This is a genomic window from Stenotrophomonas maltophilia (genome assembly GCF_006974125.1).
GTDB classification, from domain to species: domain Bacteria; phylum Pseudomonadota; class Gammaproteobacteria; order Xanthomonadales; family Xanthomonadaceae; genus Stenotrophomonas; species Stenotrophomonas maltophilia_O.
The window spans coordinates 3,036,053-3,061,963 of the sequence record NZ_CP037858.1; the positions used below are offsets into that span (position 1 = coordinate 3,036,053).

18 protein-coding genes and 6 tRNA genes are annotated in these 25,911 nt (G+C 65.7%); 15 read left to right on the forward strand and 9 right to left on the reverse strand.

The annotated features are described in order from the left end of the window. Positions 1 to 126 precede the first annotated feature (126 nt). The 7 genes from EZ304_RS13815 to EZ304_RS13845 form a co-directional block, all read right to left on the reverse strand. Positions 127 to 3,051 (reverse strand): TonB-dependent receptor domain-containing protein, encoded by a 2,925-nt coding sequence (locus EZ304_RS13815; protein WP_142807341.1) that lies wholly within the window; start codon positions 3,049 to 3,051, stop codon positions 127 to 129. 339 nt (positions 3,052 to 3,390) lie between these two features. Beyond that, complete coding sequence (locus EZ304_RS13820; RefSeq protein WP_099551267.1) at positions 3,391 to 6,318, reverse strand: TonB-dependent receptor domain-containing protein; 2,928 nt, start codon at positions 6,316 to 6,318, stop codon at positions 3,391 to 3,393. A 300-nt stretch (positions 6,319 to 6,618) separates the two neighbouring features. Further along, positions 6,619 to 8,145 (reverse strand): exopolyphosphatase, encoded by a 1,527-nt coding sequence (ppx, locus tag EZ304_RS13825; protein ID WP_099551266.1) that lies wholly within the window; start codon positions 8,143 to 8,145, stop codon positions 6,619 to 6,621. 452 nt (positions 8,146 to 8,597) lie between these two features. Continuing rightward, positions 8,598 to 10,685 carry a polyphosphate kinase 1 gene (ppk1, locus tag EZ304_RS13830; protein WP_142807342.1) on the reverse strand — a complete coding sequence of 696 codons (2,088 nt, stop codon included), beginning with the start codon at positions 10,683 to 10,685 and terminating at the stop codon, positions 8,598 to 8,600. 4 nt (positions 10,686 to 10,689) lie between these two features. After that, positions 10,690 to 12,021 (reverse strand): phosphate regulon sensor histidine kinase PhoR, encoded by a 1,332-nt coding sequence (gene phoR, locus EZ304_RS13835; protein WP_087921666.1) that lies wholly within the window; start codon positions 12,019 to 12,021, stop codon positions 10,690 to 10,692. Positions 12,022 to 12,127: 106 nt separating this feature from the next. After that, positions 12,128 to 12,817 (reverse strand): phosphate regulon transcriptional regulator PhoB, encoded by a 690-nt coding sequence (gene phoB, locus EZ304_RS13840; protein ID WP_005408258.1) that lies wholly within the window; start codon positions 12,815 to 12,817, stop codon positions 12,128 to 12,130. A gap of 116 nt (positions 12,818 to 12,933) precedes the next feature. Then, positions 12,934 to 14,634: a M48 family metalloprotease gene (locus EZ304_RS13845; protein WP_180851831.1), complete on the reverse strand. Its 1,701-nt coding sequence runs from the start codon at positions 14,632 to 14,634 to the stop codon at positions 12,934 to 12,936. An 88-nt stretch (positions 14,635 to 14,722) separates the two neighbouring features. Here EZ304_RS13845 and grxC point away from each other — a divergent pair, with 88 nt between their 5' ends. From grxC to EZ304_RS13875, 6 genes are all read left to right on the forward strand, one after another. Beyond that, positions 14,723 to 15,013, forward strand: coding sequence for a glutaredoxin 3 (gene grxC, locus EZ304_RS13850; protein ID WP_004154541.1), 291 nt, complete (start codon positions 14,723 to 14,725; stop codon positions 15,011 to 15,013). Continuing rightward, positions 15,010 to 15,402 (forward strand): carboxymuconolactone decarboxylase family protein, encoded by a 393-nt coding sequence (locus EZ304_RS13855; RefSeq protein ID WP_099551264.1) that lies wholly within the window; start codon positions 15,010 to 15,012, stop codon positions 15,400 to 15,402. Before grxC ends, EZ304_RS13855 begins: the two co-directional genes overlap by 4 nt. A 330-nt stretch (positions 15,403 to 15,732) precedes the next feature. Next, positions 15,733 to 16,737 carry an isocitrate dehydrogenase gene (locus tag EZ304_RS13860; protein ID WP_099551263.1) on the forward strand — a complete coding sequence of 335 codons (1,005 nt, stop codon included), beginning with the start codon at positions 15,733 to 15,735 and terminating at the stop codon, positions 16,735 to 16,737. A gap of 244 nt (positions 16,738 to 16,981) precedes the next feature. Further along, positions 16,982 to 17,725, forward strand: coding sequence for a cysteine hydrolase family protein (locus EZ304_RS13865; protein WP_142807343.1), 744 nt, complete (start codon positions 16,982 to 16,984; stop codon positions 17,723 to 17,725). A gap of 54 nt (positions 17,726 to 17,779) precedes the next feature. Continuing rightward, the gene (locus EZ304_RS13870; protein WP_099551260.1) at positions 17,780 to 18,688 is read left to right on the forward strand and encodes a LysR family transcriptional regulator; all 909 of its coding nucleotides are present in this window, start codon (positions 17,780 to 17,782) and stop codon (positions 18,686 to 18,688) included. A gap of 25 nt (positions 18,689 to 18,713) precedes the next feature. Further along, complete coding sequence (locus EZ304_RS13875; RefSeq protein WP_142807344.1) at positions 18,714 to 19,475, forward strand: sulfite exporter TauE/SafE family protein; 762 nt, start codon at positions 18,714 to 18,716, stop codon at positions 19,473 to 19,475. Between the two features lie 3 nt (positions 19,476 to 19,478). Here the strand turns inward: EZ304_RS13875 and EZ304_RS13880 are convergent, their stop codons facing one another. Both EZ304_RS13880 and EZ304_RS13885 read right to left on the reverse strand, forming a co-directional pair. Further along, complete coding sequence (locus EZ304_RS13880; RefSeq protein ID WP_142807345.1) at positions 19,479 to 20,099, reverse strand: flavin reductase family protein; 621 nt, start codon at positions 20,097 to 20,099, stop codon at positions 19,479 to 19,481. Positions 20,100 to 20,168: 69 nt separating this feature from the next. Beyond that, positions 20,169 to 20,927 (reverse strand): Bax inhibitor-1/YccA family protein, encoded by a 759-nt coding sequence (locus tag EZ304_RS13885; protein ID WP_099551257.1) that lies wholly within the window; start codon positions 20,925 to 20,927, stop codon positions 20,169 to 20,171. Between the two features lie 180 nt (positions 20,928 to 21,107). Between EZ304_RS13885 and EZ304_RS13890 the strand changes: the two genes are divergently transcribed. The 9 genes from EZ304_RS13890 (at position 21,108) to clpX (ending at position 25,870) form a co-directional block, all read left to right on the forward strand. Next, positions 21,108 to 21,184 (forward strand) — tRNA-Pro (locus EZ304_RS13890). A gap of 39 nt (positions 21,185 to 21,223) precedes the next feature. Continuing rightward, a tRNA-Arg gene (locus EZ304_RS13895) sits at positions 21,224 to 21,300 on the forward strand. A gap of 175 nt (positions 21,301 to 21,475) precedes the next feature. After that, positions 21,476 to 21,552: transfer RNA gene (locus EZ304_RS13900), tRNA-His, on the forward strand. A 79-nt stretch (positions 21,553 to 21,631) separates the two neighbouring features. Continuing rightward, positions 21,632 to 21,707: transfer RNA gene (locus EZ304_RS13905), tRNA-Lys, on the forward strand. A gap of 198 nt (positions 21,708 to 21,905) precedes the next feature. After that, positions 21,906 to 21,981, forward strand: a tRNA-Lys gene (locus tag EZ304_RS13910). A 200-nt stretch (positions 21,982 to 22,181) separates the two neighbouring features. Beyond that, a tRNA-Leu gene (locus tag EZ304_RS13915) sits at positions 22,182 to 22,266 on the forward strand. Positions 22,267 to 22,455: 189 nt separating this feature from the next. Then, positions 22,456 to 23,751 (forward strand): trigger factor, encoded by a 1,296-nt coding sequence (gene tig / locus EZ304_RS13920; protein ID WP_049448004.1) that lies wholly within the window; start codon positions 22,456 to 22,458, stop codon positions 23,749 to 23,751. Positions 23,752 to 23,827: 76 nt separating this feature from the next. Next, a complete protein-coding gene (clpP, locus tag EZ304_RS13925; RefSeq protein ID WP_004146318.1) occupies positions 23,828 to 24,454 on the forward strand; it encodes an ATP-dependent Clp endopeptidase proteolytic subunit ClpP in 627 nt (208 codons plus the stop codon). A gap of 126 nt (positions 24,455 to 24,580) precedes the next feature. Continuing rightward, a complete protein-coding gene (clpX, locus tag EZ304_RS13930) occupies positions 24,581 to 25,870 on the forward strand; it encodes an ATP-dependent Clp protease ATP-binding subunit ClpX (protein WP_032129320.1) in 1,290 nt (429 codons plus the stop codon). The last annotated feature ends 41 nt before the right edge of the window (positions 25,871 to 25,911 follow it).

Sequence of the window (25,911 nt, forward strand, 5' to 3'; positions counted from 1 at the left end):
TCCGGCATGCTCGGGCCTGGCGATGTAGCCGATGTGACCGCTTTGCGACCGGCAGATGACGCGGTCGGAAGCCTGGGCCACCACGGCCCCGAAGGGCCGTGGTGGGCACCGTGCGTGGTGCGTGGATCAGAAGCGCTGCTGGTATTTCATGTAGATGAAACGGCCGATGTCGAAGCCACCGTAGTAGGAGAAGTTGGAGCTCGGCTGGCTGTACATGGCCGGACCCTGGCGGCCGAACACGTTGTTGGCGCCGATCGAAACGGTGGCGTCCCACGGCAGGCTGTAGCGCGCCTGCACGTCATGGAAGGTGACCGATCCACGACGGTTGTAGTCACGCGTACCGCTGAACCACGGCGCACGCTGGCCAGGATGGGAACATTCGTTTGGATAGTCCTCGGCACCCAGGCAGCGTTCCTTGACCGCTGAGAAGTAACGCAGGCCCCAGGTCACGCCGAGATTGCCACGCTCCCAGCCCAGCGATGCGTTGGAGCGCACGCGGAAGCCGATGCCGCCGTTGGTGGCGATGCCATTGCTGGGGATGGCCGGTACGCCGGCTTCGTTGGTGGTCTTCTCTTCGGCGTTGACCACGTAGGTGGTCTTCCAGTCGGCACTCAGCGTGCCCCAGCCGGTTTCGACCTTGTGGCCGATCTCCAGGTCATAGCCTTCTGCCTGGCGGAAGCCACTGTTGCGGTTGCCGAAGTTGAGTTTGTTGACGATGCCCAGCTCTGGATCGCGGGTGAAGCTGCTGCAGCGCTCGGCAATACCCAGCTCGTAGCAGTCGCGGAGGATGTCATTGGGATGGTCGGAAACGATGGTGTTGTCGATGCGGATCTTCCACCAGTCCAGTGCGATGTGAAGTCCTTCGGCGAACGTCGGGCTCCAGACCAGGCCCAGGGTGCGGCTGGTCGAGGTTTCCGGCTGCAGATCCGGGTTGGAGCCGTTGGTGAAGGGTACGGGCGTCTGTCCACTGCTGCCGGTGATGGGTTCATTGCCCTGGCCGAGCTGGCGGTAGGCGTCGGCATTGGCGATGTCGGCGGCGCAGCGGGCGCGAACCTCGGCACTGCTTGCGGCTGCGCCATGAACCGTATCGCAGGGATCACGGAAGCCGGTGGTGAACGTCTCCGAGCCGCCGCCGTACAGGTTGGCGATGGTCGGCGCACGGAAGCCCTGGGCCCAGGTACCGCGGACCAGCAGCTGATCGATCGGCTTCCAGGTGAAGCCGAACTTGCTGTTGAGGGTTCCGCCGAAGGTGGAGTAGTCCGAGTACCGCGTCGCCGCGCTGAGGGTCAGTTCGCGGGCACCGGCGAGGTCGCGCAGCACCGGCACGCTCAGTTCCAGGTAAGCCTCGTCGACGCGGTAGCCGCCACCGGTGGGCCCTGCCGCCAGGTTGGTGGTGGCACCGGCCTGCGCCAGCGCATCCGGGATGAAGCGGCCGTCCTCGCGGCGGCTCTCGGCACCCACGGCGAAGCCCAGCTCACCGGCGGGCAGGCTGGCAAGGCTGCCGCTGAGGTTGGCGAACAGGTTGCGGGTGGTGGTGCGGCCGCGGGTGAGTTCATCCGGGAACAGCCAGTGCTGCAGTTCCGGGTTGCCGGTCAGGCCATAGGGGTCGTCCTGGCCATACGGAACCAGCGGGTTCCAGGGTTTGCAGCCCGCGATAGGCGCATCCGGGGTTCCGCATTCGACCTTGCCGGTTGCCGGGTCGTAGAACGAAGGACCGGTGGCATCGGCCACGCGCTGCTTGTGCAGGTTGCCGGTGGTGCGTTGGGTCAGCTCACTGCGGTTGTATTGGTAACCCGCTTCCCAGTCGAAGTCGCGACCGCCGAATTCGAAGCTGCCCTCGAATGCCGCCACGCCCTGCCAGGTGGTCAGTTCGCTGGTGCTGACGCGCGGAATTTCCCAGGCACGACGGTTCCAGTGCACATCGCTGGGCGTGTCATAGCCGTGATGGTTGCCGAACGGATTGAACCAGCTGTCGGCCGACATCGGGGTGATTTCGGCCGGGCCGGACTGGAAGGGGTAGCCGGCGACCTGCCGGGTGGTGGTGCGCCGGTTCCAGGCCAGCTGGGTGTTGAAACGGATCTGGTCGTTCAGATCCGCGCGTGCGTCGACGAAGATCGAATCGCGCTTGATCGGCGTCTGCAGATGCATCTGCTCGTTGCTGTTGCTGACATCGCCGGTGAACGGTGTGTTGTCGCTGAGGTGGAAGCTGTCCGGCCCACCTGGCTGGCTGCCGCGGTCGAGCGAGTAGCTGCAGCCCCGGCTGTTGTTGCAACCGGGGCCCTCGAAGCCGGTGATGCGACCCCACTGGCCGACCGTGGTCCAGCCCTCATCCGCATGGCGATCCGTATAGGTGTAGGCACTGAAGCCACGATCCTTCGCCCAGACGCCCTTCTCTTCAACATGCTCGGCAGCAATGCTGATGGAAGCACGTTCATTGGACCAGCCGGCAACCACGTCGTACTGGGTACGGGCACCGTCGCCTTCGCTGAACTGACCATGGTAAACGTTGGCGGTTACGCCCTGGACGTTGCGCCGGGTGATGATGTTCACCACGCCGGCCATCGCGTCGGACCCGTAGATGGCCGAGGCACCGTCCTTGAGCACTTCCATGCGTTCCACCGCAGCGGCAGGAATGCTGGAGATATCCTGGAAGCCAGACGTGGTCATGCCCAGCCGCTTGCCATTGACCAGCACCAGGGTGCGCTGCGCACCGAGGCCACGCATGTTCACGTAGCTGCCGCCGGCGGCTTCGCCGGCGCTCAATGGGCTGGCGCGGCTCAATGCCGGACTGCCGGTCGCGGTCAGGTTCTGCAGGATGTCGGCAACGGAGTTGAAGCCCTGTCGCTCGATGTCGGCGCGGCTGACGGTCAGCACCGGCTGCGCGGTTTCCAGGTCGACCTGGCGGATGCGTGAGCCGGTGATTTCGATGCGGTCCAGCGTGGTGGCTTCCGGTGCCTGCTGGGCGAGTGCGGGAGCGGCCAGCGTTGTGGTCGCCGTGATCGCAAGTGCGCGCCGGATCGCCAGCCCCAGTGCGGGAATACGGATGGTCATGGGTCTCTCTCTCTCAGTCTTCGAAGTCTTCGGTGCGCGGCCAAGCGAGCTGCGCCAACGCCACCGCGGGCGGTGGTTGTTCGAACCTAGTGAAGGAGGAGAGGGAGAGGTATGGGGAAAGGACGAAATCGCCATGGAACGGCATGACGCTTCCGCACAAACCGGAAGTGAATCAATCGATTGATGTGATCGACGTGGGAGCGATGGACGAAGCCCCCTCGCCGCGACTCTGGACCGAATGCGTCATGGCAATCGCAGGCAGCGACAACCTGCGTGGAAACAGAAAAAAACCACGGCCCCGAAGGGCCGTGGTCGTGGAGCTTCAACAGCGCGGATGGATCAGAAGCGCTGGGTGTACTTCATGTAGATGAAACGACCAATGTCGTAACCGCCGTAGTACGAGAAGACCGAGCGCGGCTTGGTGTACATGACCGGGCCCTGCTTGTCGAACACGTTGTTGGCGCCCACCGAAACGGTGGCATCCCACGGCAGGTTGTAGCGGAACTGCAGATCGTGGAAGGTCACTGCGCCACGCTCGTTGTAGTTGCGCGCACCCTTGTACCACGGCGCGATCACGCCCGGATCGGAGCACTCATCGGCGTACTTGGTCGGGTTGACGCACTGTTCCTTGACGCTGGAGTAGTAGCGCGCGGTCCAGCTCACGCCGAAGTTCTCCAGGTCCCAACCGACGGTCAGGTTCGAACGCACGCGGAAGCCGATGCCCGAGTTGGTGACGATGCCGTTGCTGACGGTCGGCACGATCGAGCTGTCGTTGGACGAGCGGGAGATGTCCTTGGCCACGTAGGTGGTCGACCAGGAGGTGCTCAGCTTGCCGTAGTCGGTCTCCAGGCGGTACGACAGGTCCATGTCGTAGCCTTCGACTTCTGCGAAGCCGGCATTGCGGCCACCGAACCTCAGGCCGGTGACGATGCCGTTGGACGGATTGCGGGTGAAGCGCGCGCAACGATCGGCCAGGCCCTGCTCGTAGCAGTCGATCAGGATCTGGTTCGGGCTGTCGTCGACGATGGTGTCGTCGATGCGGATCTTCCACCAGTCCAGCGAGACATTGAGGTTGCTGACGAACGTCGGGCTCCAGACCACGCCCAGGGTGCGGCTGGTCGAGGTTTCCGGCTTCAGGTTCGGGTTCGAGCCACCGATGAACGGCGTCGGCGTAGCGGCGACCGAACCTTCGGTCGGCTTGTTGCTGCTGTCCAGCTGGCGGAAGTTGGCGACATCGGCGATGTCCTTCGCGCAGCGTGCGCGGACTTCGGCGCTGCTCTTGGCCGAACCGTACTTGCTGTCGCACGGGTCAGAGAAGTTGGCGAAGGTCTCCGAACCACCACCGTACAGGTCGGAGATGGTCGGGGCACGGAAGCCCTGTGCCCAGGTACCACGCACCAGCAGCTGGTCGATCGGCTTCCACTTGAAGCCGAACTTGCTGTTGAGGGTGTTGCCGAAGGTGTTGTAGTCCGAGAAGCGGGTCGCGGCGTTGAGGCTCAGCTCACGGGCACCCGGCAGGTCGGCCAGCACCGGCACGTTCAACTCCAGGTAGGCTTCCTTCACCTTGTACGAGCCACCGGTCGGGCCAGCGGCCAGGTTGGTGGTGGCACCGGTCTGGGCCAGTGCATCCGGCACGAACTTGCCGGTTTCCTCGCGGTTTTCCACGCCGAAGGCAAAGCCCAGGTCACCGGCAGGCAGGGTGAACAGGCTGCCGCTGATGGTGGCGAAGGCGTTCTTGGAGGTGGTGCGGCCAGTCGCGTTCTCGGCCGGGAACAGCCAGTCCTGCAGGGCCTGGTTGTTGGTCATGCCGTACGGGCTGTCCACACCGTAGGGAACCAGCGGATTCCACGGCAGGCAGCCGGCGATCGGCGCGCCGGGCTTGCCGCACTCGACCTTGCCGGTGGTGGCGTTGTAGTACGACGGACCGGTAGCGGCCTGCACGCGGCCCTTGTGCAGGTTGCCGGTGGTGTGCTGGCGCAGCTCGTTCTTGTTGTACTGGTAGCCCACTTCCCAGTCGAAGTAGCGCTCGCCGATCTCGAACGAGCCGTCGAACGCGGCCACGGCGCGGTAGGTCTTCAGTTCGCTGGTGCTGGTGCGCGGCAGCTCCCACAGGCGACGGTTCCACTTCACTGCGGTCGGCGTGGCATAGCCATGCTGGTTGCCGAACGGGTTGAAGTAGCTGTCGATCGACATCGGGTCGATCTTGGCGACGTCGACATCGAACGGATAGCCGGCGGTGACGCGGGTCGAGGAGCGCTTGTTGTAGCCCAGTTCGGCCTTGAAGCGCACGTTGTCGGTGATGTTGGCCTGGCCCGAGAAGTACAGCGAATCACGCTTGATCGGATAGCTCAGGTGCATCTGATCATTGGTGTTGCTGACGTCACCGGTGAACGCGGTCGGATCGGTGAAGTGGTAGTTGGCCGGGTTGGTCGGGTCGCTGCCGCGGTTGAGTGCGTAGTTGCAGCCTTCCTTCGCATTGGTGCAGCCCGGGCCGCCCTTCACGCCATAGAACTGGCCCCACTGGCTGTTGGTGGTCCAGCCATCGGTCGGGTGGCGATCGGTGTTGCTGTAGCGGCTGAAGCCGCGGTCACGCGCCCACACGGCCTTTTCTTCGGAGTGTTCGGCAGCGAACGTGGCCGAGAAGCGATCGTTGGACCAGCCGGCAACCACGTCGAAGCGGTCACGCGCGCCGTCGCCTTCGCCGTACTGGCCGTGGTAGACGTTGGCGGTGATGCCGCTGACGTTGGTGCGGGTGATGATGTTGATCACGCCGGCCATCGCGTCGGAGCCGTAGATGGCCGAGGCGCCGTCCTTCAGCACTTCGATGCGTTCCACTGCCGACACCGGCAGGGTCGACACGTCCTGGAAGCCGGAGGTGCTGATGCCCAGGCGCTTGCCGTTGACCAGCACCAGCGTGCGCTGGGTGCCGAGGTTGCGCATGTTGACGTAGGTACCACCGGCATCTTCACCGGCCGACAGCACGTTGGCGCGGCTGATGGTCGGGCTGCCCATCGCGGTGACGTTCTGCAGGATGTCCGACACCGAGCTGAAACCCTGGCGTTCGATGTCCAGGCGGGACAGGGCCAGCACCGGCTGGGCGGTTTCAACGTCAACCTGGCGGATGCGCGAGCCGGTGATCTCGATGCGGTCCAGGGTGGTCGGTGCAGTGCTGCTGCTCTGGGCGAAGGCCGGCAGGGCAGCCAGCGTAGCGGTGGTCGCCAGGGCGTAACGGATGGCCTGGCCCAGCGCGGTGGTACGTGAAGTCATTAACGATCTCTCTCTCAGGTCGTGCGCGAGACGTCACTCCGGACGTCGATGAAGCCGGTCGTTAATCAGACCGACGACCGATAGTAGTCTCGTTGGTTAACATCCTGTAAAGAGAGCGTGTCGAAAGGTGTCACTTCACTTCACGTGATTTCACGAAAAATGAACAAAAGCAGATGCTTATGCCATTTCGGCATAGCAAGCGTCGGGCTTCAACTGCTGCGATGCAGCAGGAATTGCGCGAAAAACGCGCAGAGGAGGCCTATGGCGACGCGTTGTGACGCGCCGCCCTGGCAGTAGGGATCAGGCCACGAACGGCCGGAACTGGATGCCCAGGCCAGCGAGGCCGTCGGTCTCACCGATCAGGTCGGCGCGCAGCAGCGGGCGGGCATCGATGAAGGTCTGCGGCACGATCAGTGACAGGCGGTTGTCGTCGGCGGTCAGTTCCAACGCCGGCAGCGGATCGTCCTCGTGGGCACGGTTGAGCAGTACCGCCAGGCGCAGCAGGGCAGCCAACCGGCGTGCGGTCGACAACAGTCGCTCGGGCAGGGCGTCGAAGGCGGTCTTGGTCACGCTGCGGCGATGGCTGCGTACCAGTGCGGCCAGCATCTGCTGCTCCTGCCGCGAGAAACCGGCGATGTCCGAGTGCTCCAGCACATAGCTGCCATGCACGTGGTAGCCGCTGTGGGCGATCATCAGGCCCAGTTCGTGCAGGCGCGCGGCCCAGCCGAGCATGCGTGCGTCGTCGGCATCGAGCTTCCAGCGCTCCTGCACCTGCTCCAGCAGCGACAGCGCGGTGTCCTGCACGCGGTCGGCCTGTACCGTGTCGATGTCGTAGCGCTGGCTGAGCGCGGCCACCGATTCGTCACGCAGGTCGTTCTCACCGGCGCGGCCGACGATGTCGTACAGGATGCCTTCGCGCATCGCCGCCTTGCTGACCAGCAGTTTCTGCAGGCCCAGCGCCTGGAAGGCCGCTTCCAGCACCAGGATGCCGCCGGCGATGATCGGGCGGCGGTCGCTGGACAGGCCCGGCAGCTGGATGTCGTCGATCTTCTTGGCCTTCAGCAGTTCGTCGCGCAGCTGGGGCAAGGCCTCGGCGGTGATCGCGCCCTTGCTCAGCTTCATCGTCGCGCAGATCTCGCTGATTGCCTTGTGCGTGCCCGACGAGCCCAGTGCTTCCTGCCAGCCCAGCGCGCGGTACTTGCTGGCGAAGGGCTGGAACTCGCGGCCGATCTCGGCCAGCGCGTCCTTCCAGCGCTTCTTGCTCAGCTTGCCGCCGGGGAAGAAGCGCCGGGTGCTGGCGATGCAGCCGGCCTGCAGGCTCTCGCGCTCCAGGGTCTGCATGCCCATGCCGATGATGAATTCGGTGGAGCCACCGCCAATGTCGATCACCAGCCGGCGCTGGCCGGGCTTGGGCGGTTGCGCATGGGCCACGCCCAGGTAGATCAGGCGCGCTTCTTCGCGTCCGCTGACCACTTCGATGGCGTGCCCCAGCGCGGTTTCGGCAGGGACCAGGAACGACTGCGGCGAGCGCAGCTGGCGTACGGTGTTGGTGGCCAATGCGCGTACCCGGTGCGGCGGCACGTTGCGGATGCGCTGGCCGAAACGGGCCAGGCATTCCAGCGCACGCTGCCGTGCAGCGGCAGAGAGGCCACCTTTGCCATCCAGGCCGTCGGCCATGCGCACCGTCTCGCGGAGGCGGTCGATCACCCGCAGCTGGCCGAGCGTGTAGCGCGCGATGACCATGTGGAAACTATTGGAGCCAAGGTCGATGGCGGCCAGCAGGTCGCCATCCTGCAATGCGGGCGGAGTCGTGGTGGTATGCGGCATGGGCGAATGTTAGCCGAAGGGGCGGTGTGCTCGTCACCGCGCGGCCTTCACATTTTGGAAGAGGGGAGTGCGGCAGGGCTGCGCCCTGCACCTGCCGAATCAACGTCAACGTCAAAAGCGGGGTATCTGTGGGATGGCGGGGTGGGTCCGGTTGCGGGGGACGCCGTGAACCCCGCTCCGCGGTCCTGCCCAGCCGCTGGCGGCTGTGCGTTCGGGCGCTTGCGAAGCAATGCTCCGCAAGCAAAGCGCCCTCACCCTTGGGGGCTTGGCCGCGGCATCCATGCCGCGGACACCCCCGCAACCGGACCCACCCCGCCTTCGACAGTTCCCTGCGATCTGCCGGGACGGCGTGCTGTGCGGCTGTTGGTGGGTGTCGACCTTGGTCGACACGGTAGATCCACGCCATGCGTGGATGAGTCCAAACGCGCCGACCTTGGTCGACACGTACCGGATCAGAGGCCCTGCATCAATGCCATCTGCGCAGAATGCGGTGCTTCGTCGTGGGCCGGTGCACGCTTGTGGTAGATGCCGTCGGCATCCAGTTCCCAGGCGTTGAGGTTGTCGTCAAGGTAGTTCTGCAGCACTTCGCGGTACACCCGCTTGGCCAGCTCCGGGTCGAGGATCGGGAAGCAGGTCTCGACCCGGCGCAGCAGGTTGCGTTCCAGCCAGTCGGCACTGGCGCAGTACATCTCCGGTGCGCCGTCGTTGCCGAACCAGTAGACGCGGCTGTGCTCCAGGAAGCGGCCGACGATCGAGCGCACGCGGATGTTGTTCGAGATGCCCGGCACGCCCGGGCGCAGAGTGCAGGCGCCGCGGATGATCAGGTCGATCTGCACGCCGGCCTGCGAGGCGGCGTACAGCGCGCGTACCACCTGCGGTTCGTTCAACGCGTTCATCTTGGCGATGATCCGCGCCGGGCGGCCGGCGGCGGCGATGCGCGTTTCGCGCTCGATGCGGCCGAGGATGCCGGTGTGCAGGGTAAAGGGCGACTGCAGCAGGCGCTTGAGCTTCATCTTCGAGGCCAGCCCGGACAGCTGCTGGAACAGCAGGTGCACGTCGTTGCCGATGTCCGCATCGGCGGTGATCAGGCTGATGTCGGTGTACGCACGGGCGGTGCCGCTGTGGTAGTTGCCGGTGCCCAGGTGCACGTAGCGGCGCAGCTTGCGGCCCTCGCGGCGCACGATCAGCAGCATCTTGGCGTGGGTCTTGTAGCCGACCACGCCGTACACCACCTGCACGCCGGCTTCCTGCAGGCGATCGGCCAGGCCCAGGTTGGCCTCCTCGTCGAAGCGCGCGCGCAGCTCGACCACCACGGTCACGTCCTTGCCGTTGCGTGCAGCCTGGATCAGCGCGTCGACGATCAGCGAATCCTTGCCGGTGCGGTACAGGGTCTGCTTGATCGCCAGCACATTGGGGTCGGTCGCCGCCTGCCGGATCAGGTCCAGCACTGCGGTGAATGCATCGAACGGGTGGTGCAGCAGCAGGTCCTGGCGCGCGACCGTCTCGAAGATGCCGTCGCTGTCGCGCAGCGTGCGCGGGGTCATCGGCGGGTACTTCAGGTCCGGCTGCGCGATCAGGTCGTACAGCTGGATGATGCGGTTGAGGTTGACCGGGCCGTCGATGCGGTACACCGCGTTCTCGGTCAGGCCGAAGTTCTGCAGCAGGGTGCGCACGATGTCGCGTGGCATGTCCTGTGCGATTTCCAGCCGCACCGCCGGCCGGTAGCCGCGGTCGACCAGTTCGTCGCGCAATGCCAGCGCCAGGTTCTCCACTTCTTCCTCGTCCACCACCAGCTCGGAGTTGCGGGTAACGCGGAACTGGTAGGCCCCCTGGACTTCCATGCCCGGGAACAGCTCATCGACGAAGGTGGACAGCACCGACGACAGGAACACGAAGTTCTGCGATCCGCCGAGCTTCTCCGGCAGCTGGATGATGCGTGGCAGCGAGCGCGGCGCACGCACGATGGCCAGGTGGCCGGCACGGCCGAACGCGTCGGTGCCCTTCAGCACCACCACGATGTTCAGCGACTTGTTGAGGATCTTCGGGAACGGATGCACCGGGTCCAGGCCCAGCGGCGACAGCACCGGCATGATCTCGTTGCGGAAGTACGCGCGCAGCCAGCGCTTCTGGCGGTGGGTCCACGAATGCCGGCCGAGTACGCCAATGCCGGCCTCCATCAGTGCCGGGCGCAGCGTCTCGTTCCAGCAGCGGTACTGCTGGTCCACCAGTTCGGCGGCACGGTCGTGGATGGCGTTGAGGATGGCCTGCGGGCTCATTCCGTCCGGTGCCGGCGGCAGGCCGAACTCCTGCGCGTGGCGTACGGCCGCGGCGCGGATTTCGAAGAACTCGTCGAGGTTGGTACAGGAGATGCACATGAAGCGCAGGCGCTCCAGCAGCGGCACCTGCGGGTCCATCGCCTGGGCCAGCACGCGGAAGTTGAAATCCAGCTGCGACAGCTCGCGGTTGATGTAGAGCGCCGGGTCGCGCAACGGATCGTTGTCCGGGCTCACGGGGAGGGGGAGGGATCCGAGGCTGCTCATGGCGTCATTCTTCGATGGAAGTCAGGGGGGCGGACTCGCGCGGGCGCACGTGGTCGGCATCGAAATGGCAGGAAAACACCGAGCCCTTGCCAACCTCGCTTTCAATCTCCAGCCGCGCGTGGTGCAGGCCGAGGATGTGCTTGACGATGGACAGGCCCAGGCCGGTACCGCCGCTTTCGCGGGAACGGCTGCTGGAGACACGGTAGAAACGTTCTGTCAGCCGCGGCAGGTGGGTGGCCGGGATGCCGTAACCGGAATCGCGCACCGCCAGCACCGCGCCGTCGCCTTCGCGGCGGAATTCCACCGCGATGCGGCCACCGGCCGGGGTATAGCGCACCGCGTTGGTCACCAGGTTGGAGAAGGCGCTGTGCAGCTCCTTGGTGGAACCCTGCAGGTCGACACCGGCGAGGTCGTCGATGCTGATCTGGTGGCGGCCCTGGCTGTGCGCTTCGGCTTCGCGGCGCAGCGTGGCCAGCATCGGCTGCATCGCCACCGTCTCTTCCTCGCTGTGTTCCTGCGATTCGAGGCGCGACAGCGTCAGCAGGTCTTCCACCAGCTGGGCCATGCGTTGGCTCTGCTTGCGCATCTCTTCCAGCATCGGACCGGTGCCCGGGAAATCCTCCGGGTCCATCATGTCCAGGTAGCCGTGCACCACGGTGAGCGGCGTGCGCAGTTCGTGTGAAACGTTGGCGACGAAGTCGCGGCGCACCTGTTCCAGGCGCAGCAGCTTGCTGACGTCGCGGGCGATCAGCAGCCAGTAGTCCGACGAATAGGGAATCAGGCGCAGGTTCAGGCGGATCGCCGGATCGACCGGCGAGGGCACATCCAGGATCGGCTCGGCATTGCGGCCGCCGGCCAGCCAGTGTGCCAGCGGCATCGGCTGCAGGCGTTCGACCAGGGCTTCGCCGAGGTCCCCCGGATGATGCAGGCCGAGCAGGGCGGTGGCCGCTTCGTTGAACCACTGCACACGCTGGCTGTTGCGGTCCAGTACCACCACGGCATCGGGCAACGCGGCGGCGGCGGCGCGGTAGCTGCGCAGCATGTCGAGCAGGCGGCGCTTGCGAACGCGCATTTCCACCTGGTTGCGGTACAGCAGGCGGTCCAGCTCGTTCCAGACGCCGGTGCCTTCCTCCGCGGTGTCCCAGCGCTGGCGCGCGGTCAGCCGGCGCAGCACGCTGCGCAGCCGCCAGTAATGCCAGGCCAGGGTGGCCAGCGCGCCCAGTGCGATGCACAACCACAGGTGACCCGTGAACCACCCCACCAGTCCGGAGAACAGCAGTACCGCGGCAACGGTGGCCAGGGTCTTCAACCAGGCAGAGCGGATGTGGCGAGGCATTGCGATCTCGTCGTTGAGGTGCGGCGGTTCACTGGGGTGAACCGAGGGTTATAGCAGAGTTGCCGGTGCCGGCACCCGCGGGTGCGCGGCGCCGGCACGACGAGACTCAGGTGGCGGTGGAGAAGCGGTAGCCGGCGCCGCGCACGGTCTGCACCATGTTCTCGGCGTTGAACGGTTCCAGCGTCTTGCGCAGGCGGCGGATGTGCACGTCGATGGTGCGCTCCTCCACGTACACGCTGCCGCCCCACACATGGTCCAGCAGCTGGGCGCGGGTGTAGACGCGCTCGGGGTGGGTCATGAAGAAGTGCAGCAGGCGGTATTCGGTCGGGCCGATCGGCACCGGCTGGTCGTTGGCGAACACGCGATGGGCGGCGCCGTCGATGCGGATCGGGCCGACCGCCACGCTGCCGTCCTCGTCGTCCTCGCGGGCGCGGCGCATGACCGCACGGATGCGGGCCAGCAGTTCGCGCGCCGAGAACGGCTTGACCACGTAGTCGTCGACACCGGCTTCCAGGCCACCGACACGGTCGTTCTCTTCACCGCGGGCGGTCAGCATGATGATCGGTACTTCGCGGGTCAGCGTTTCCTTGCGCCAGCGGCGGGCCAGATCCAGGCCGCTGGTGCCGGGCAGCATCCAGTCCAGCAGGATCAGGTCGGGAACGCGGTCGGCGATCGCGGTCTGGGCCTCACGGGCATCGCCGGCGTGGACCGGTTCGTAATCGCCCTTGCGCAGGGCGAAGGCGACCATTTCACGGATCGCGGGCTCGTCATCGACGATCAGGATGCGTTTCTGCACGAGGACACCGTAGGGCTCGGTTACTGGAGTGGTGCCAGTAGACTACGGTTTGATGACATGTTTGTGACTACCTGGCCGGAACCGGCCGGGATTGCCATCGACCGGTCATGCAGCACTCAGCGGCGGTCGAGGTCCGGGTCCTGCACGCCCTGGCGGCGCAGCTCCAGCACGGTGGGGGTGATCGCCTCGATGCGTGCGTCCACCCGTGCCCGGCCCACGTAGTCCAGCGCCGGGTTGCGCTTGAGCGCCTGCAGCTGCATCAGCGACTGCTCCGGGCGGCCGCTGAGGAAGGCGGCCTCGGCATAGGCCTCGCTGGCGCGCACGCTGTCACCGGCCAGCTCGCTGGCGCGGGCGTATCGCTGCTGGAAGACCGGATCGTTACCACTTTGCGACAGCAGGGGCCGCAGCATGGCCTGCGCGCGCTGGCCCGCCTCTCGGGTGCCCTGTTCGTTCAGGATCTCGGCGTAGGTCAGGGCCACGGGCCGGCTGTTGGGGTGCTCGCGCAGCAGCTGCTCGAAACGGGTGTTGGCCTGCGCGCCCAGCCCGGCACGCGATTCGGCCTCGCCCAGGCCCAGTGCCAGCCACAGGTTGTCCGGGCGGGTCTGCAGCAGGCTGGCCAGGGTCTGCCGGGCCTGCGTGGCACCGCTGCGGCCGCCGCGCATGACAGCCAGCGCCTGGCCGTAGCGCTGGGCGTCGTTGAGGCCGTCCTTCTGCCGCTTGGCCATGTCCGCGTATTCGCGCTCCAGCTCGGCGGTGGAATCGGCGCTCAGCACCCGCAGGCGTTCCCGTGCCCACTCGAAGTCGCCGCTGGCGCCACGGGCCAGCTGGCCGACCGGAATGCGCAGCACGCTGCTGGGCAGCAAGGGGTTGTTTCCGCGCAGCAGCGGCTCGGCCAGCCCTGGATCGGCCGGATTCACCCGCTCCTTGCGTTCGCCGCTGGGGGTGCTGGTGGTCAGCAGCACCGTGTCCTTCTTCATCTGCTCGGCGCGGGCCTTGGCCTCGCTGATACGGGTGATGTTGACCGGGTGGGTGCGCAGGAACTCGGGCACGCTGTAGCCGCCCTCGTTGCCGCGCATCGCCGCCGACATGCGCTCGAAGAAGCCGGCCATCGCGTCCACGTCATAGCCGCTGCGCGACAGGGTGCGAATGCCGAGGCGGTCGGCCTCCGATTCGTTGGAGCGGGTGTAGTTGATCTGCCGCTGCTGCATCAGGCCCATGCCCGAGCTGATCGCGGCCATGGTCGCGTTGCCCGAGGAGGTGCTGTTGCTGGCCTGGGCAGCCACCACCGCAGCCAGCATGCCCAGCAGGATCGGAATCTGGTCGCGCTGGGCGCGCTCGACCCCGCGCAGCACGTGCTGCTGGGTGACATGGGCGATTTCGTGGGACAGCACCGCAGCCACCTCATCCTCGCGTTCGGCGGTCAGCACCAGGCCGGCATTGACCCCGATGTAGCCGCCAAGGGTCGCGAAGGCGTTGATCTGGCGGTCCTTCATCACGAAGAAGGTGTAGGGCTGGCGCGGCTGGTCGCTGTTGGAGCCAAGCCGGGTGCCCATGGTCTGCAGCCAATCGTTCACCAGCGGGTCGTCCAGCAGGTAGCCGTAGTTGCGCAGCTCGCGCAGCATCATCGCGCCGTACTCGGCCTGGCGCGCCGGGGTCAGCAGCTCGCCGGCCGAGGAGCCGATGTCGGGCAGCTTCTCCTGGGCCTGGGCCAGCGGCATGGCCAGGGCCAGGGTGACGGCGGTAGTCAGCAGCAGGGCTCGCAAGCAGAAGGTCCTCGGGCAGGGCGCGCCAAGCGTGGCAGGGCAGGGGGCAACCATTCGTTAATCCACAGTGTTGCGGCGGTGGCGTGGAAATTCCAGCGCGCCGGTACCATATGTAGACCGTCGATCCATCGTGGAGTTTCCCGTGACAGCCCAGACCGCCGGCGGTGCCCCCGCCATCACCATCTATTCCACCGCCGTCTGCCCGTACTGCGTGGCCGCCAAGAACTTCCTCAAGAGCAAGGGCCAGCAGTGGACCGAGGTCCGCATCGACCTGGACCCGGCCGAGCGCGAGAAGATGATGGCGCTGACCCGCCGCACCAGTGTGCCGCAGATCTTCGTCGGCGACGTCCATGTCGGCGGCTACGACGACATGATGGCCCTGCACCGTGAAGGCAAGCTTGAGCCGCTGCTGGCCGGGCAGGGCCAGGCATGAGCACGGCCGACGACGGCAGCAAGGACCGCATCGCCGAATTCACCGACTTCCGCAAGCGCATGAACGAGCGCATCCTGGGTGAACCGAACCAGGTGGTGCGGCGCTTCTTCGCGCTGGATACGCAGACCTACCAGGCCGGCGCGCTGGACGTGAAGACCAAGGAACTGCTGGGCCTGGTGGCCTCGATGGTGCTGCGCTGCGACGACTGCATCAGCTACCACGTGGCCCAGTGCAAGGACGCCGGGGTGACCCGTGAGGAGTTCTTCGAGACCTTCTCGGTCGGCCTGGTGGTCGGCGGCTCGATCGTGATCCCGCACCTGCGCCGCGCGGTCGACTTCCTCGACCAGCTTGAAGGCGGCGCGGCCGCCCCGGCAGCGCACGAGCACTGAGTGCTCCGGTAGTGCCGGCAGCTGGCCGGCATTCCCTGAACCCGACACGGCCGGGGTTGCCGGCCAGCGGCCGGCACTACCGGACCTGCAAGGGGGCCTTCCCCGCAATCCAACAGTCCAGGAGCCCCCTTGTTGTTCAAGGGGGCGCGCCGACAGGCGCGGGGATAAGGTGGAATGCGCGGGCAATTCTGCCTGAGCCGGGGAGTGGGACCATGGTCTATTTGGGACCTCGGCCCCGGCTCAGGCATAATTGCGGGTGAAACTTCCTTTGCGCCGGCGTTTCCGGGCACGTCCGGACGGCGTTTTTCCCCCTGTTCGGAACATCGATCAATGACGCAGAAAATTACGGTCATCCGCGGCGACGGCATTGGCCCGGAAATCATGGACGCCACCCTGTTCGTGCTCGACCAGCTCAACGCTGGCCTGGAGTATGAAGACGCCGACGCCGGCCTGGTGGCCCTGGAAAAGCACGGCGACCTGATGCCGGCGGTGACCCTGGAGTCGATCGCGCGCAACAAGGTCGCGCTGAAGAGCCCGCTGACCACCCCCGTCGGTGGTGGCTTCACCTCGATCAACGTCAGCCTGCGCCGCCATTTCGACCTGTACGCCAACGTGCGTCCGGCCCACACCTTCCCGAACACCAAGTCGCGTTTCGACAACGTCGACCTGATCACCGTTCGTGAGAACACCGAAGGTGCGTACCTGGCCGAAGGCCAGGAAGTGTCGGCTGATGGCGAGACCGCCTTCTCCGGCACCCGCATCACCCGCAAGGGTTCCGAGCGTATCGTGCGCTACGCCTTCGAGCTGGCCCGCAGCGTCGGCCGCAAGAAGGTCACCGCCGTACACAAGGCCAACATCATCAAGTCGACCTCGGGCCTGTTCCTGAACGTCGCCCGTGAAGTGGCCGCGCAGTACCCGGACATCGAGTTCCAGGAAATGATCGTCGACAACTGCTGCATGCAGCTGGTGATGCGTCCGGAACAGTTCGACGTGATCGTTACCACCAACCTGTTCGGCGACATCATCTCCGACCTGTGCGCCGGCCTGGTGGGCGGCCTGGGCCTGGCCCCGGGTGCCAACATCGGCAAGGATGCGGCGATCTTCGAAGCCGTGCACGGCACCGCGCCGGACATCGCCGGCCAGGGCAAGGCCAATCCGTGCGCGCTGTTGCTGGCAGCGGCGCAGATGCTGGACCATATCGGCCAGCCGGAAAACGCCGAGCGCCTGCGCAAGGCCATCGTGGCGACCATGGAAGCCAAGGATTCGCTGACCGGCGACCTCGGCGGCACCGGTACCACCATGAGCTTCGCCAAGGCTATCGCCACCCGCCTGTAAGCGGCCGGTCGACCTCGGTTGGATCCACAGCGGGGCGCCTTCGGGCGCCCCGTTGCGTTGTGGGCTGACTCGGTAGATCCACGCCATGCGTGGATGGCGGGGCTTTGATCCGCAGCCACCCATGGGGTGGCTACAGGCGGTTATCTGTGCGTTTATCGTACAGATCATGTGCCCGATCCCGGCTGGTTCGTGCGCCAGCCGCTCCGCATCCTGTGCCCACTTCCCACCGCACAGGAGTCGCCCCATGAACCTTTCCGCCTTCGGCCTGGCCAGCCTGATCGGCATGGCCGCCACCGCCCCGGTCGCCGCTGCCGAACCGGCCCATCCCACCATCCGCCATATGGCCGGCGCGCCGGTCGCGGCCTCGCTGGATGCCGCGAAGACCGCCGTGCTGGTCATCGATTTCCAAAACGAATACTTCGACGCCAGTGCCGCGCCCGGCTTTGCTGGTGGCCGCATGGTCATCCCTGACGGCGTAGCCGCGCTGCGCCAGGCGAAGCGGGTGGTCGAGTTCGCTGATGCCAACGGCATCCGCGTGATCCACGTGCAGCATGTGCTGCCGGCCGGCGCGCCGCTGTTCGCGCAGGGCAGCGTCAACGCCGCCTTCCATCGGGGCCTGCTGCCGCGCCAGGGCGAGGCCGTGGTGCAGAAGGACAACGTGAGCGTGTTCGCCGGCGCCTCGGCTGCCGTGCTGGACACCGTGCTGAAGGACGCCGGCATCGACACGCTGATCGTCACCGGCCTGCAGACCCATGCCTGCGTGGCCGGCGCCGCCCGTGACGCTGCCGCCGCACCGCGCGGCTACCGGGTGATCGTGTCGTCCGATGCGACGGCCAGTCGCGATCTGGATCTGGCCGGCGGCCAGCGCATGGATCATCGCGCGCTGCACGGGGCCTCGCTGGCGCAGATCGAGGATACCTTTGGTGACGTTCTGAGTACCGATGCAATCCTGGCGCTGCCGGTGCGCAAGGCCGGCGACGGCGCTTGATAAGCTGCTAGGGCCCGCATGCCGTGGGCCCCCGCCAGGTGGAGTTGCCCGTTGATGGATCATTTCGCTGCCCTGCGTGCGCTGCGCGCCATCGTCGACGCAGGCGGCTTCACTGCTGCGGCCGAACGCCTGGGCACGACCCACTCGGCGATGTCTCGGCAGCTGCGGCAACTGGAAGACCATCTGCAGGTGCGCCTGCTCGATCGCAACAGCCGCCGGCTGTCATTGACCGAAGCCGGACGCGATTACTACCAGGAGGCCGGCGCGCTGCTCGATCGTCTGCAGGAGGCGGATGACCGCGCGCGCGCAGGACAGGCCCAGCCCGGTGGCTCAGTGCGCATCAGCGTGCCGCAGGTGGTCGCCAGCCAGGAGTTGCCACAGTGGTTGCCGTCGTTCCTGCAGCGCTACCCGCAGGTCTCGCTGGATCTGTCGGCCGATGATCAGCTGGTCGATGTCGTGGGCGGTGGGTTCGACCTGGCCCTGCGCATCGCGCATGCGTTGCCGGACAGCCAACTGGTCGCACGTGAACTGGCCAGCTGCCCGCGCATACTGGTGGCCGCGCCAGCCTATCTGGCCCGGCACGGCCTGCCGCGGCAGGCGGCCGACCTTGCGCAGCACGCCCTGCTGGGCTTCAGTCCCACGCCGTCGATGCCGCCCTGGCAGCTGCAGGGGCCGCGTGGTGCCAGCATGAACATCGAGGCTGGCCAGCGCCTGCGCGTGGATGCCACGCCAGCGCTGTATGCCGCCGCGCTGGCGGGAATGGGCATCAGCCTGTTCACCGCGCTGACGGTGCAGGAAGATCTGCGCGCCGGTCGATTGATCCGTGTGCTGCCAGCGTGGCATGCGGGGCAGCGACGCTACTTCGCGCTGTATCCACATGCGCGTGCGCTTGCCCCCAAGGTGCGTGCGCTGGTCGAGCACCTCGCGGCGCACTACGCTGCACAGGTGGGCGCGGCAGGGTAGCCGCGCCGCTGCAACCGAGGTGGTGATGGAATCGGTGTACCTGCTGGTCGCGCTCGGCGCGATCGTCGCCGGATTCGTGCAGGGGCTGTCGGGTTTCGCCTTCGGCATGGTGGCGATGTCGTTCTGGGCATGGGGGCTGGAGCCGCGACTGGCGGCCACACTGTCGGTGTTCGGCGCGCTGGTCGGCCAGGTGGTGGCGGTGTTCACCGTGCGCCGCGGCTTCAATCCGCGCCTGCTGCTGCCTTTCGTGCTGGGTGGGCTGGCCGGCATTCCGCTGGGCGTGATGCTGCTGCCGCAGCTGGACATGGACTGGTTCAAGGCTTTGCTGGGCGGCTTCCTGGCGCTGTGGTGCCCGGTGATGCTGATGGCGCGCTCGTTGCCGCCGATCACCGTCGGAGGGCGCGTGGGTGATGCCATTGCCGGTATGGCCGGTGGCGTGCTCAGTGGCATCGGTGGCTTCGCCGGGCCGGTGCCGACGTTGTGGAGCACGCTGCGCGGCTTCGGCAAGGACGAGCAGCGCGCGGTCATCCAGAACTTCAACCTGGCCATGCTGGCGGTGACCATGGCCACCTATGTCGGAACTGGCCTGGTGACGCGGCAGATGCTGCCGTACTTCGCCATCGTGGCGCCGGCCATGCTGGTGCCGACGCTGCTGGGCGCGCGGGTCTACATCGGTATCAGCGAGGCGCGCTTCCGGCAGATCGTACTGAGTCTGCTGACCGCATCCGGCATCGCGCTGCTGGCCTCGTCGCTGCCGACGCTGCTGGCGCGTGCGCCGGCAGCCTGAGGCTCAGGCTGGGCGGAACATGCGGAAGCGTTGTTCGGCGCCGATGCGGAAGTAGTCGGCGGGGCCGCCGCCGCGCAGGATAGGCGCCGCTGCAGCGGTGTCGTAGATGCCGTCGACCAGCAAACGGGTGTCGATGTGCACTGCGACCACTTCGCCCAGCACCAGCCAGCCGTTGGTGTCCTGCCCGGCGGCATCGCGCAGGCGCACGATCTGGGTGCAACGGCACTCCATGCTCACCGGGCTCTGTGCCACGCGGGGTGGCGCGACCTGTGTGGAGGCCAGTGGCGTCAGCCCGGCCAGGGCGAACTCGTCGACCTCCGGCCCGACCCCACGACAGCTTTCGTTCATTGCTTCGGCCAGGTCGAAGGTCGCCAGGTTCCAGGCGAACTCACCGGTCGCTTCGATGTTGCGCAGCGAGTCTTTGCGGCCCTGGCTGGAGAAGCCGATGATCGGCGGGGTGTAGTTGAACGCATTGAAGAAGCTGTACGGCGCCAGGTTCAGTGTCCCTTCGGCGTCACAGCTGGAAATCCAGCCGATCGGGCGTGGGCCGATGATGGCGTTGAACGGGTCGTGCGGAAGGCGGTGTCCGTCTGCCGGGCGGTAGCTGTGGAAGGTGCAGGACATGGGGCAGGGTTCCAAAAAAAAGCCGTGATCCTCGCGGACCACGGCTTGTCGTTTACGACCAGATGGGGTTCAGCGCTGCTGGATCTTCGACAGCAGGCGCAGGAACTCCACATACAGCCAGACCAGGGTCACCATCAGGCCGAATGCGCCATACCACTCCATGTACTTCGGTGCGCGCTGGGCCACGCCGGTTTCGATGAAGTCGAAATCCAGCACCAGGTTCAGCGCGGCGACGACCACCACGAACAGGCTGAACGCAATGCCCAGCCAACTGGAATCGTGGATCACCGGCACATCGATGTTGAAGAAGCCGAGCACGAACGAGGCCAGGTAGAGCAGGGCGATGCCGCCGGTGGCGGCGACCACACCCATCTTGAAGTTCTCGGTGGCCTTGATCACGCCGCTGCGGTAGGCGATCAGCAGCGCGAACAGGGTGCCGAAGGTCAGCAGCACCGCCTGGAACACGATGCCCGGGAACTTGGCGTTGAAGACGGCCGAGATGGCGCCGAGGAAAAGCCCCTCGACCAGCGCGTACATCGGCGCGGTGACCGGGGACCATTCCTTCTTGAAGACGGTAACCAGTGCCAGTACCAGGCCGCCGATCGCGCCGCCCATGGCGTACAGCCTGGCCGCGTCCATGACCTGGTCGTACTCGTCGATCGACTGGTTCCAGGCGAAGGCCGCCGTCAACACTGTCAGCAGCAGCAGGAAACCGGTCTTGTTGACGGTGCCGTTGAGCGTCATGGCCTGGTCGGGGCTGGTTACCACCGAGCCACTGGCGAGGTCGAGGAAGGTCGACTCGGAAAGAGCCGGGTTGCCGCTGCGCATGCGTGTTCTCCGTGCGAATGAGGGGCTGGACGGCCATCCGGCCGATGACCGGGAGCATAGCCGATGGTTGCACGTGGTGCGGTGTCAGGCTTCGGATGCGGGTCGCCCGCGTTGACAGTTCATGATGCGCTTGGCCACAATGACCAGCTCCCCGGGCCTGGCCCGAGGGGATTGCAAGACCGGGGTATAGCGCAGTCTGGTAGCGCGCCTGCTTTGGGAGCAGGATGTCGGGGGTTCGAATCCCTCTACCCCGACCAATCCCACATCACGTCGGATTGGACGCCGTTCCGGTTCGGGCGCCCGTAGCTCAACTGGATAGAGCACCGGCCTTCTAAGCCGGCGGTTACAGGTTCGATTCCTGTCGGGCGCGCCATCGGCGAGGCACTGGGATCGCATCGGCGGATGTGAAGAAGTGCTTGCAAAAGCGTAAAGACTCCACCAGAATATCGGACTCGCTTCGGCGGACCGGAACTTCGGTGACAGTCCCCAGGCAAAGGTTTGAAGCTCCAGCGCCAGCGGATATCGGCGAGGGAGCAAAAGTTTCAGTGGTGGCTGTAGCTCAGTTGGTTAGAGTACCGGATTGTGATTCCGGTGGTCGGGGGTTCGAATCCCCTCAGCCACCCCACTGATTCAACCGCATCGGCGCAGCCGAAACGGTATTGCAATAAACAGAATGCACGCTACAATGTGCGTCTGAGTTTTACGGGCCGTTAGCTCAGTTGGTAGAGCAGTTGACTCTTAATCAATAGGTCCAAGGTTCGAATCCTTGACGGCCCACCAAGACGGAAGCCACCTGGTATGCCAGGTGGCTTTTTTCTTATAAGTGTGACCCCTTCGATTTGAAGGATCGCACGTAGCGGTACCCGCGCATGGCGTGGATCTGCCGCGGTGCTGGAACAGCCGTACTTGATTCAACATCGTTGAAAAAAGTGCTTGCACCCACCGCTCGGATCAAGCCATAATTCGCGCCCCGATTTCGGGCTGTTAGCTCAGTTGGTAGAGCAGTTGACTCTTAATCAATAGGTCCAAGGTTCGAATCCTTGACAGCCCACCAGACGAAAGCCACTTGGTTCGCCAAGTGGCTTTTTTCTTGCCTGTGCTTTGCCTGTGCGTCGCTCCGGCCCTCATCCACGCATGGCGTGGATCTACTGAAGCGGTGCTGGAACAAATTGCGCGTGAATCGCCATGTTCAGCTTTGTGCAGGCCTTTCGCTTCCTGTCATCGCCTGCGACAATGAACGCCTGTGCCGGCCACGCGAAAGTGGCGGAATTGGTAGACGCCCTGGATTTAGGTTCCAGTGCCGCAAGGCGTGGGGGTTCGAGTCCCCCCTTTCGCACCAGTGCCGGCCTGTCCCCGCCCTGATCGGGCCATCTGCGCCCCCTTGACCGGCACGCGCTGGCAGTGCAGGCCGAATTGGGCGAAACTAAAGGGCTGCGGCAAGCAGGCGCGTCCCAGACGTCGTGTCCTTACAACCGTTTCATCCCAATCATCGAGCCGGGGGCCTGGGCCACCGGTGGCAGGAGTCAACATGCAAGCTTCGATCGAATCCACCGGCAACCTGGAACGCCGCCTGAGCTTCTCGCTGCCGGAAGAGCGTCTGCAGAGCCACATCGTCGGCCGCCTGGGCGAAATCGCCCGTACCACCCGCATCAAGGGTTTCCGTCCGGGCAAGGTGCCGGCCAAGGTGATCGAGCAGCGCTTCGGCGCGCAGGTCCGTGGCGAGGCGCTGGACGGCCTGCTGCGCGAAACCTTCGACGCGGCCGTGCGCGAGCACGACCTGCGCATCGTCGGCAGCCCGCGCATCGACAAGGGCGACGAGGGTGAGTTCTCCTTCGTCGCCACCGTGGAAGTGGTGCCGGACTTCGGCGACATCGACGTCAGCAAGCTGACCGTCGTGCGCCACAGCGCCGAGATCACCGACGCCGACATCGACCAGATGATCGAGAACCTGCAGAACCAGCGTCGTACCTGGGCCCCGGTCAGCCGTGGCGCACAGGACGGTGATCTGGTCGCCGTGGAAACCTGGTCGCAGGCCGGCGAAGAGCGCCTGCCGGCCGAGGGCACCGAGAAGGGTTCGATCGTGCTCGGCCAGGGCATGATGTTCGAAACCATCGAAAAGGGCCTGGTTGGCCTGGCCAAGGGCGAAGAGAAGACCCTGGACGTCGAGTTCCCGGCGGACTGGCGCGTGCCGGTGCTGGCCGGCAAGACCGTGCAGGTCACCGTCAAGGTTGCCGAAGTCTCCGAGCCGGTCGTGCCGGCGGTCGACGAAGCCTTCATCAAGAGCTTCGGCGTGAAGGGCGGCGATGTGGAGCAGTTCCGCAGCGACATCCGCGCCAACCTGGAGCGCGAGCTGAAGGGCGCCCTGATGAACCGTCTGCGCCGCGAAGTGGGCGAGCAGCTGATTGCCGCCTATTCGTCGGTGGAAATGCCGCCGCGCCTGGTCGAGAACGAGGCCCGCGCCATGCTGGCCCAGCAGGTCGAGCAGATCCGCCGCAACGGCCAGAACGTCGGTGAGATCCCGGCCGATGCCCACGAAGGCTTCAAGGACGCCGCCGCCAAGCGCGTGCTGGTCGGCCTGCTGGTCGGCGAGGTGGCCCGCATCAACGACCTGCGCCTGGAAGCCAAGCGCCTGAACGAAACGATGCGTCTGATCGCTTCGACCTACGAAGAGCCGGAGCAGGTCATTGAGATGTACCGCAACGACCCCCAGCTGATGTCTGGCCTGCAGAACCGTGTGATGGAAGAGCAGGTGATCGACTGGATCGCCGAGCGTGCCCAGCACACCGAAGAGAAGCTGTCGTTCCAGGACGCGATCCGCCAGTAAGCCCGGCCGGATCACCGGATGCCCCGCGCCTTTGCCGGCGCGGGGTTGTTGCCCCCCAAGATAGGTACCTCACGTAATGGACAACCGAACCAAAGCCCTGAACCTGGTTCCGATGGTGGTCGAGCAGACCAGCCGCGGCGAGCGTGCCTACGACATCTATTCGCGCCTGTTGAAGGAGCGCCTGATCTTCCTCGTGGGCCCGATCGACGATCACATGGCCAACGTGGTGGTGGCGCAGTTGCTGTTCCTGGAATCGGAAAACCCGGAAAAGGACATCAACATCTACATCAACTCGCCGGGTGGCGTGGTCACCGCCGGCATGGCGATCTACGACACCATGCAGTACATCAAGCCGAATGTGAGCACCACCTGCATCGGCCAGGCCGCCTCGATGGGCGCCCTGCTGCTGGCCGCGGGCGAAGCCGGCAAGCGCTACGCGCTGCCGAACTCGCGCGTGATGATCCACCAGCCGCTGGGCGGCTACCAGGGCCAGGCGACCGACATCGACATCCACGCGCGTGAGATCCTGACCCTGCGTTCGCGCCTGAACGAGGTGCTGGCCAAGCACACCGGCCAGTCGCTGGAGACGATCGCCCGTGACACCGAGCGCGACAACTTCAAGAGCGCCTTCGAGGCGCAGGCCTACGGTCTGGTCGACCAGGTCCTGGAGCGTCGTCCGGATGAGTCGATCCAGGCCGGCTGACCGGCCTTCACGGGGCCATGGAGGCCCCGTTCCTGCAGGGTCGGGCGGGACTGGTGTCCCCTCGGCCCTGTGCTATTCTCGAATCGAACCCCCGTTCAGCGGGTGGGGTAACTGGGTAAGCGAAGCATGAGCGAAGACCGCCAAGGTCGTTCCACGGACACCGGCAAGATCCTCTACTGCTCTTTCTGCGGCAAGAGCCAGCATGAAGTGCGCAAGCTGATTGCGGGTCCGAGCGTGTTCATCTGTGATGAATGCGTGGAGCTGTGCAACGACATCATCCGCGAGGAGCTTGAGGAAAAGGCGCAGTCGGCGCGCAGTTCGCTGCCGAAGCCGCGCGAGATCCTCGAGGTGCTCGACCAGTACGTGATCGGCCAGAACCGCGCCAAGCGCACCCTGGCCGTGGCCGTGTACAACCACTACAAGCGCATCGAGAGCCGGCAGAAGAACGACGACGTCGAACTGGCGAAGTCGAACATCCTGCTGGTCGGCCCGACCGGTTCGGGCAAGACCCTGCTGGCCGAGACCCTGGCCCGCCTGCTCAACGTGCCGTTCACCATGGCCGACGCCACCACGCTGACCGAAGCCGGTTACGTGGGCGAGGACGTGGAGAACATCATCCAGAAGCTGCTGCAGAAGTGTGACTACGATGTCGAGAAGGCGCAGCAGGGCATCGTCTACATCGATGAAATCGACAAGATCTCGCGCAAGAGCGAGAACCCGTCGATCACCCGCGATGTGTCCGGTGAAGGCGTGCAGCAGGCCCTGCTGAAGCTGATCGAAGGCACCGTGGCCAGCGTTCCGCCGCAGGGCGGCCGCAAGCATCCGCAGCAGGAATTCCTGCAGGTGGACACCAAGAACATCCTGTTCATCTGCGGCGGCGCGTTCGCCGGGCTGGACAAGGTGATCCAGGCCCGTTCCACCGACGTCGGCAGCATCGGCTTCGGCGCCAAGGTGAAGAGCAGCGAGCGCAAGCAGGAAGTGGGCAAGGTGCTGGCCGAAGTCGAGCCGGAAGACCTGATCAAGTTCGGCCTGATCCCCGAGTTCGTCGGCCGCCTGCCGGTGGTGGCGACCCTGGAGGAGCTGGACGAGCCGGCCCTGATCAGGATCCTGACCGAGCCGAAGAACGCCATCACCAAGCAGTTCAAGAAGCTGTTCGAGATGGAGAACGTCGAGCTGGAGTTCCGTCCGGACGCGTTGTCGGCCATTGCCCGCAAGGCGCTCAAGCGCAAGACCGGTGCCCGTGGCCTGCGCACCATCGTCGAATCGGTCCTGCTGGACACCATGTACGACCTGCCGTCGCAGGAAAACGTCAGCAAGGTGGTGGTGGACGAGTCGGTGATCGAGCACAAGTCCGAGCCGTACCTGATCTACCAGACCCCGGCGGCCCCTGAACAGAAGGCCGCAGGCGCCGAGTGATCCTTCCAGGTTGTTGATTGGAAAGGATTTTCAAGGAATGC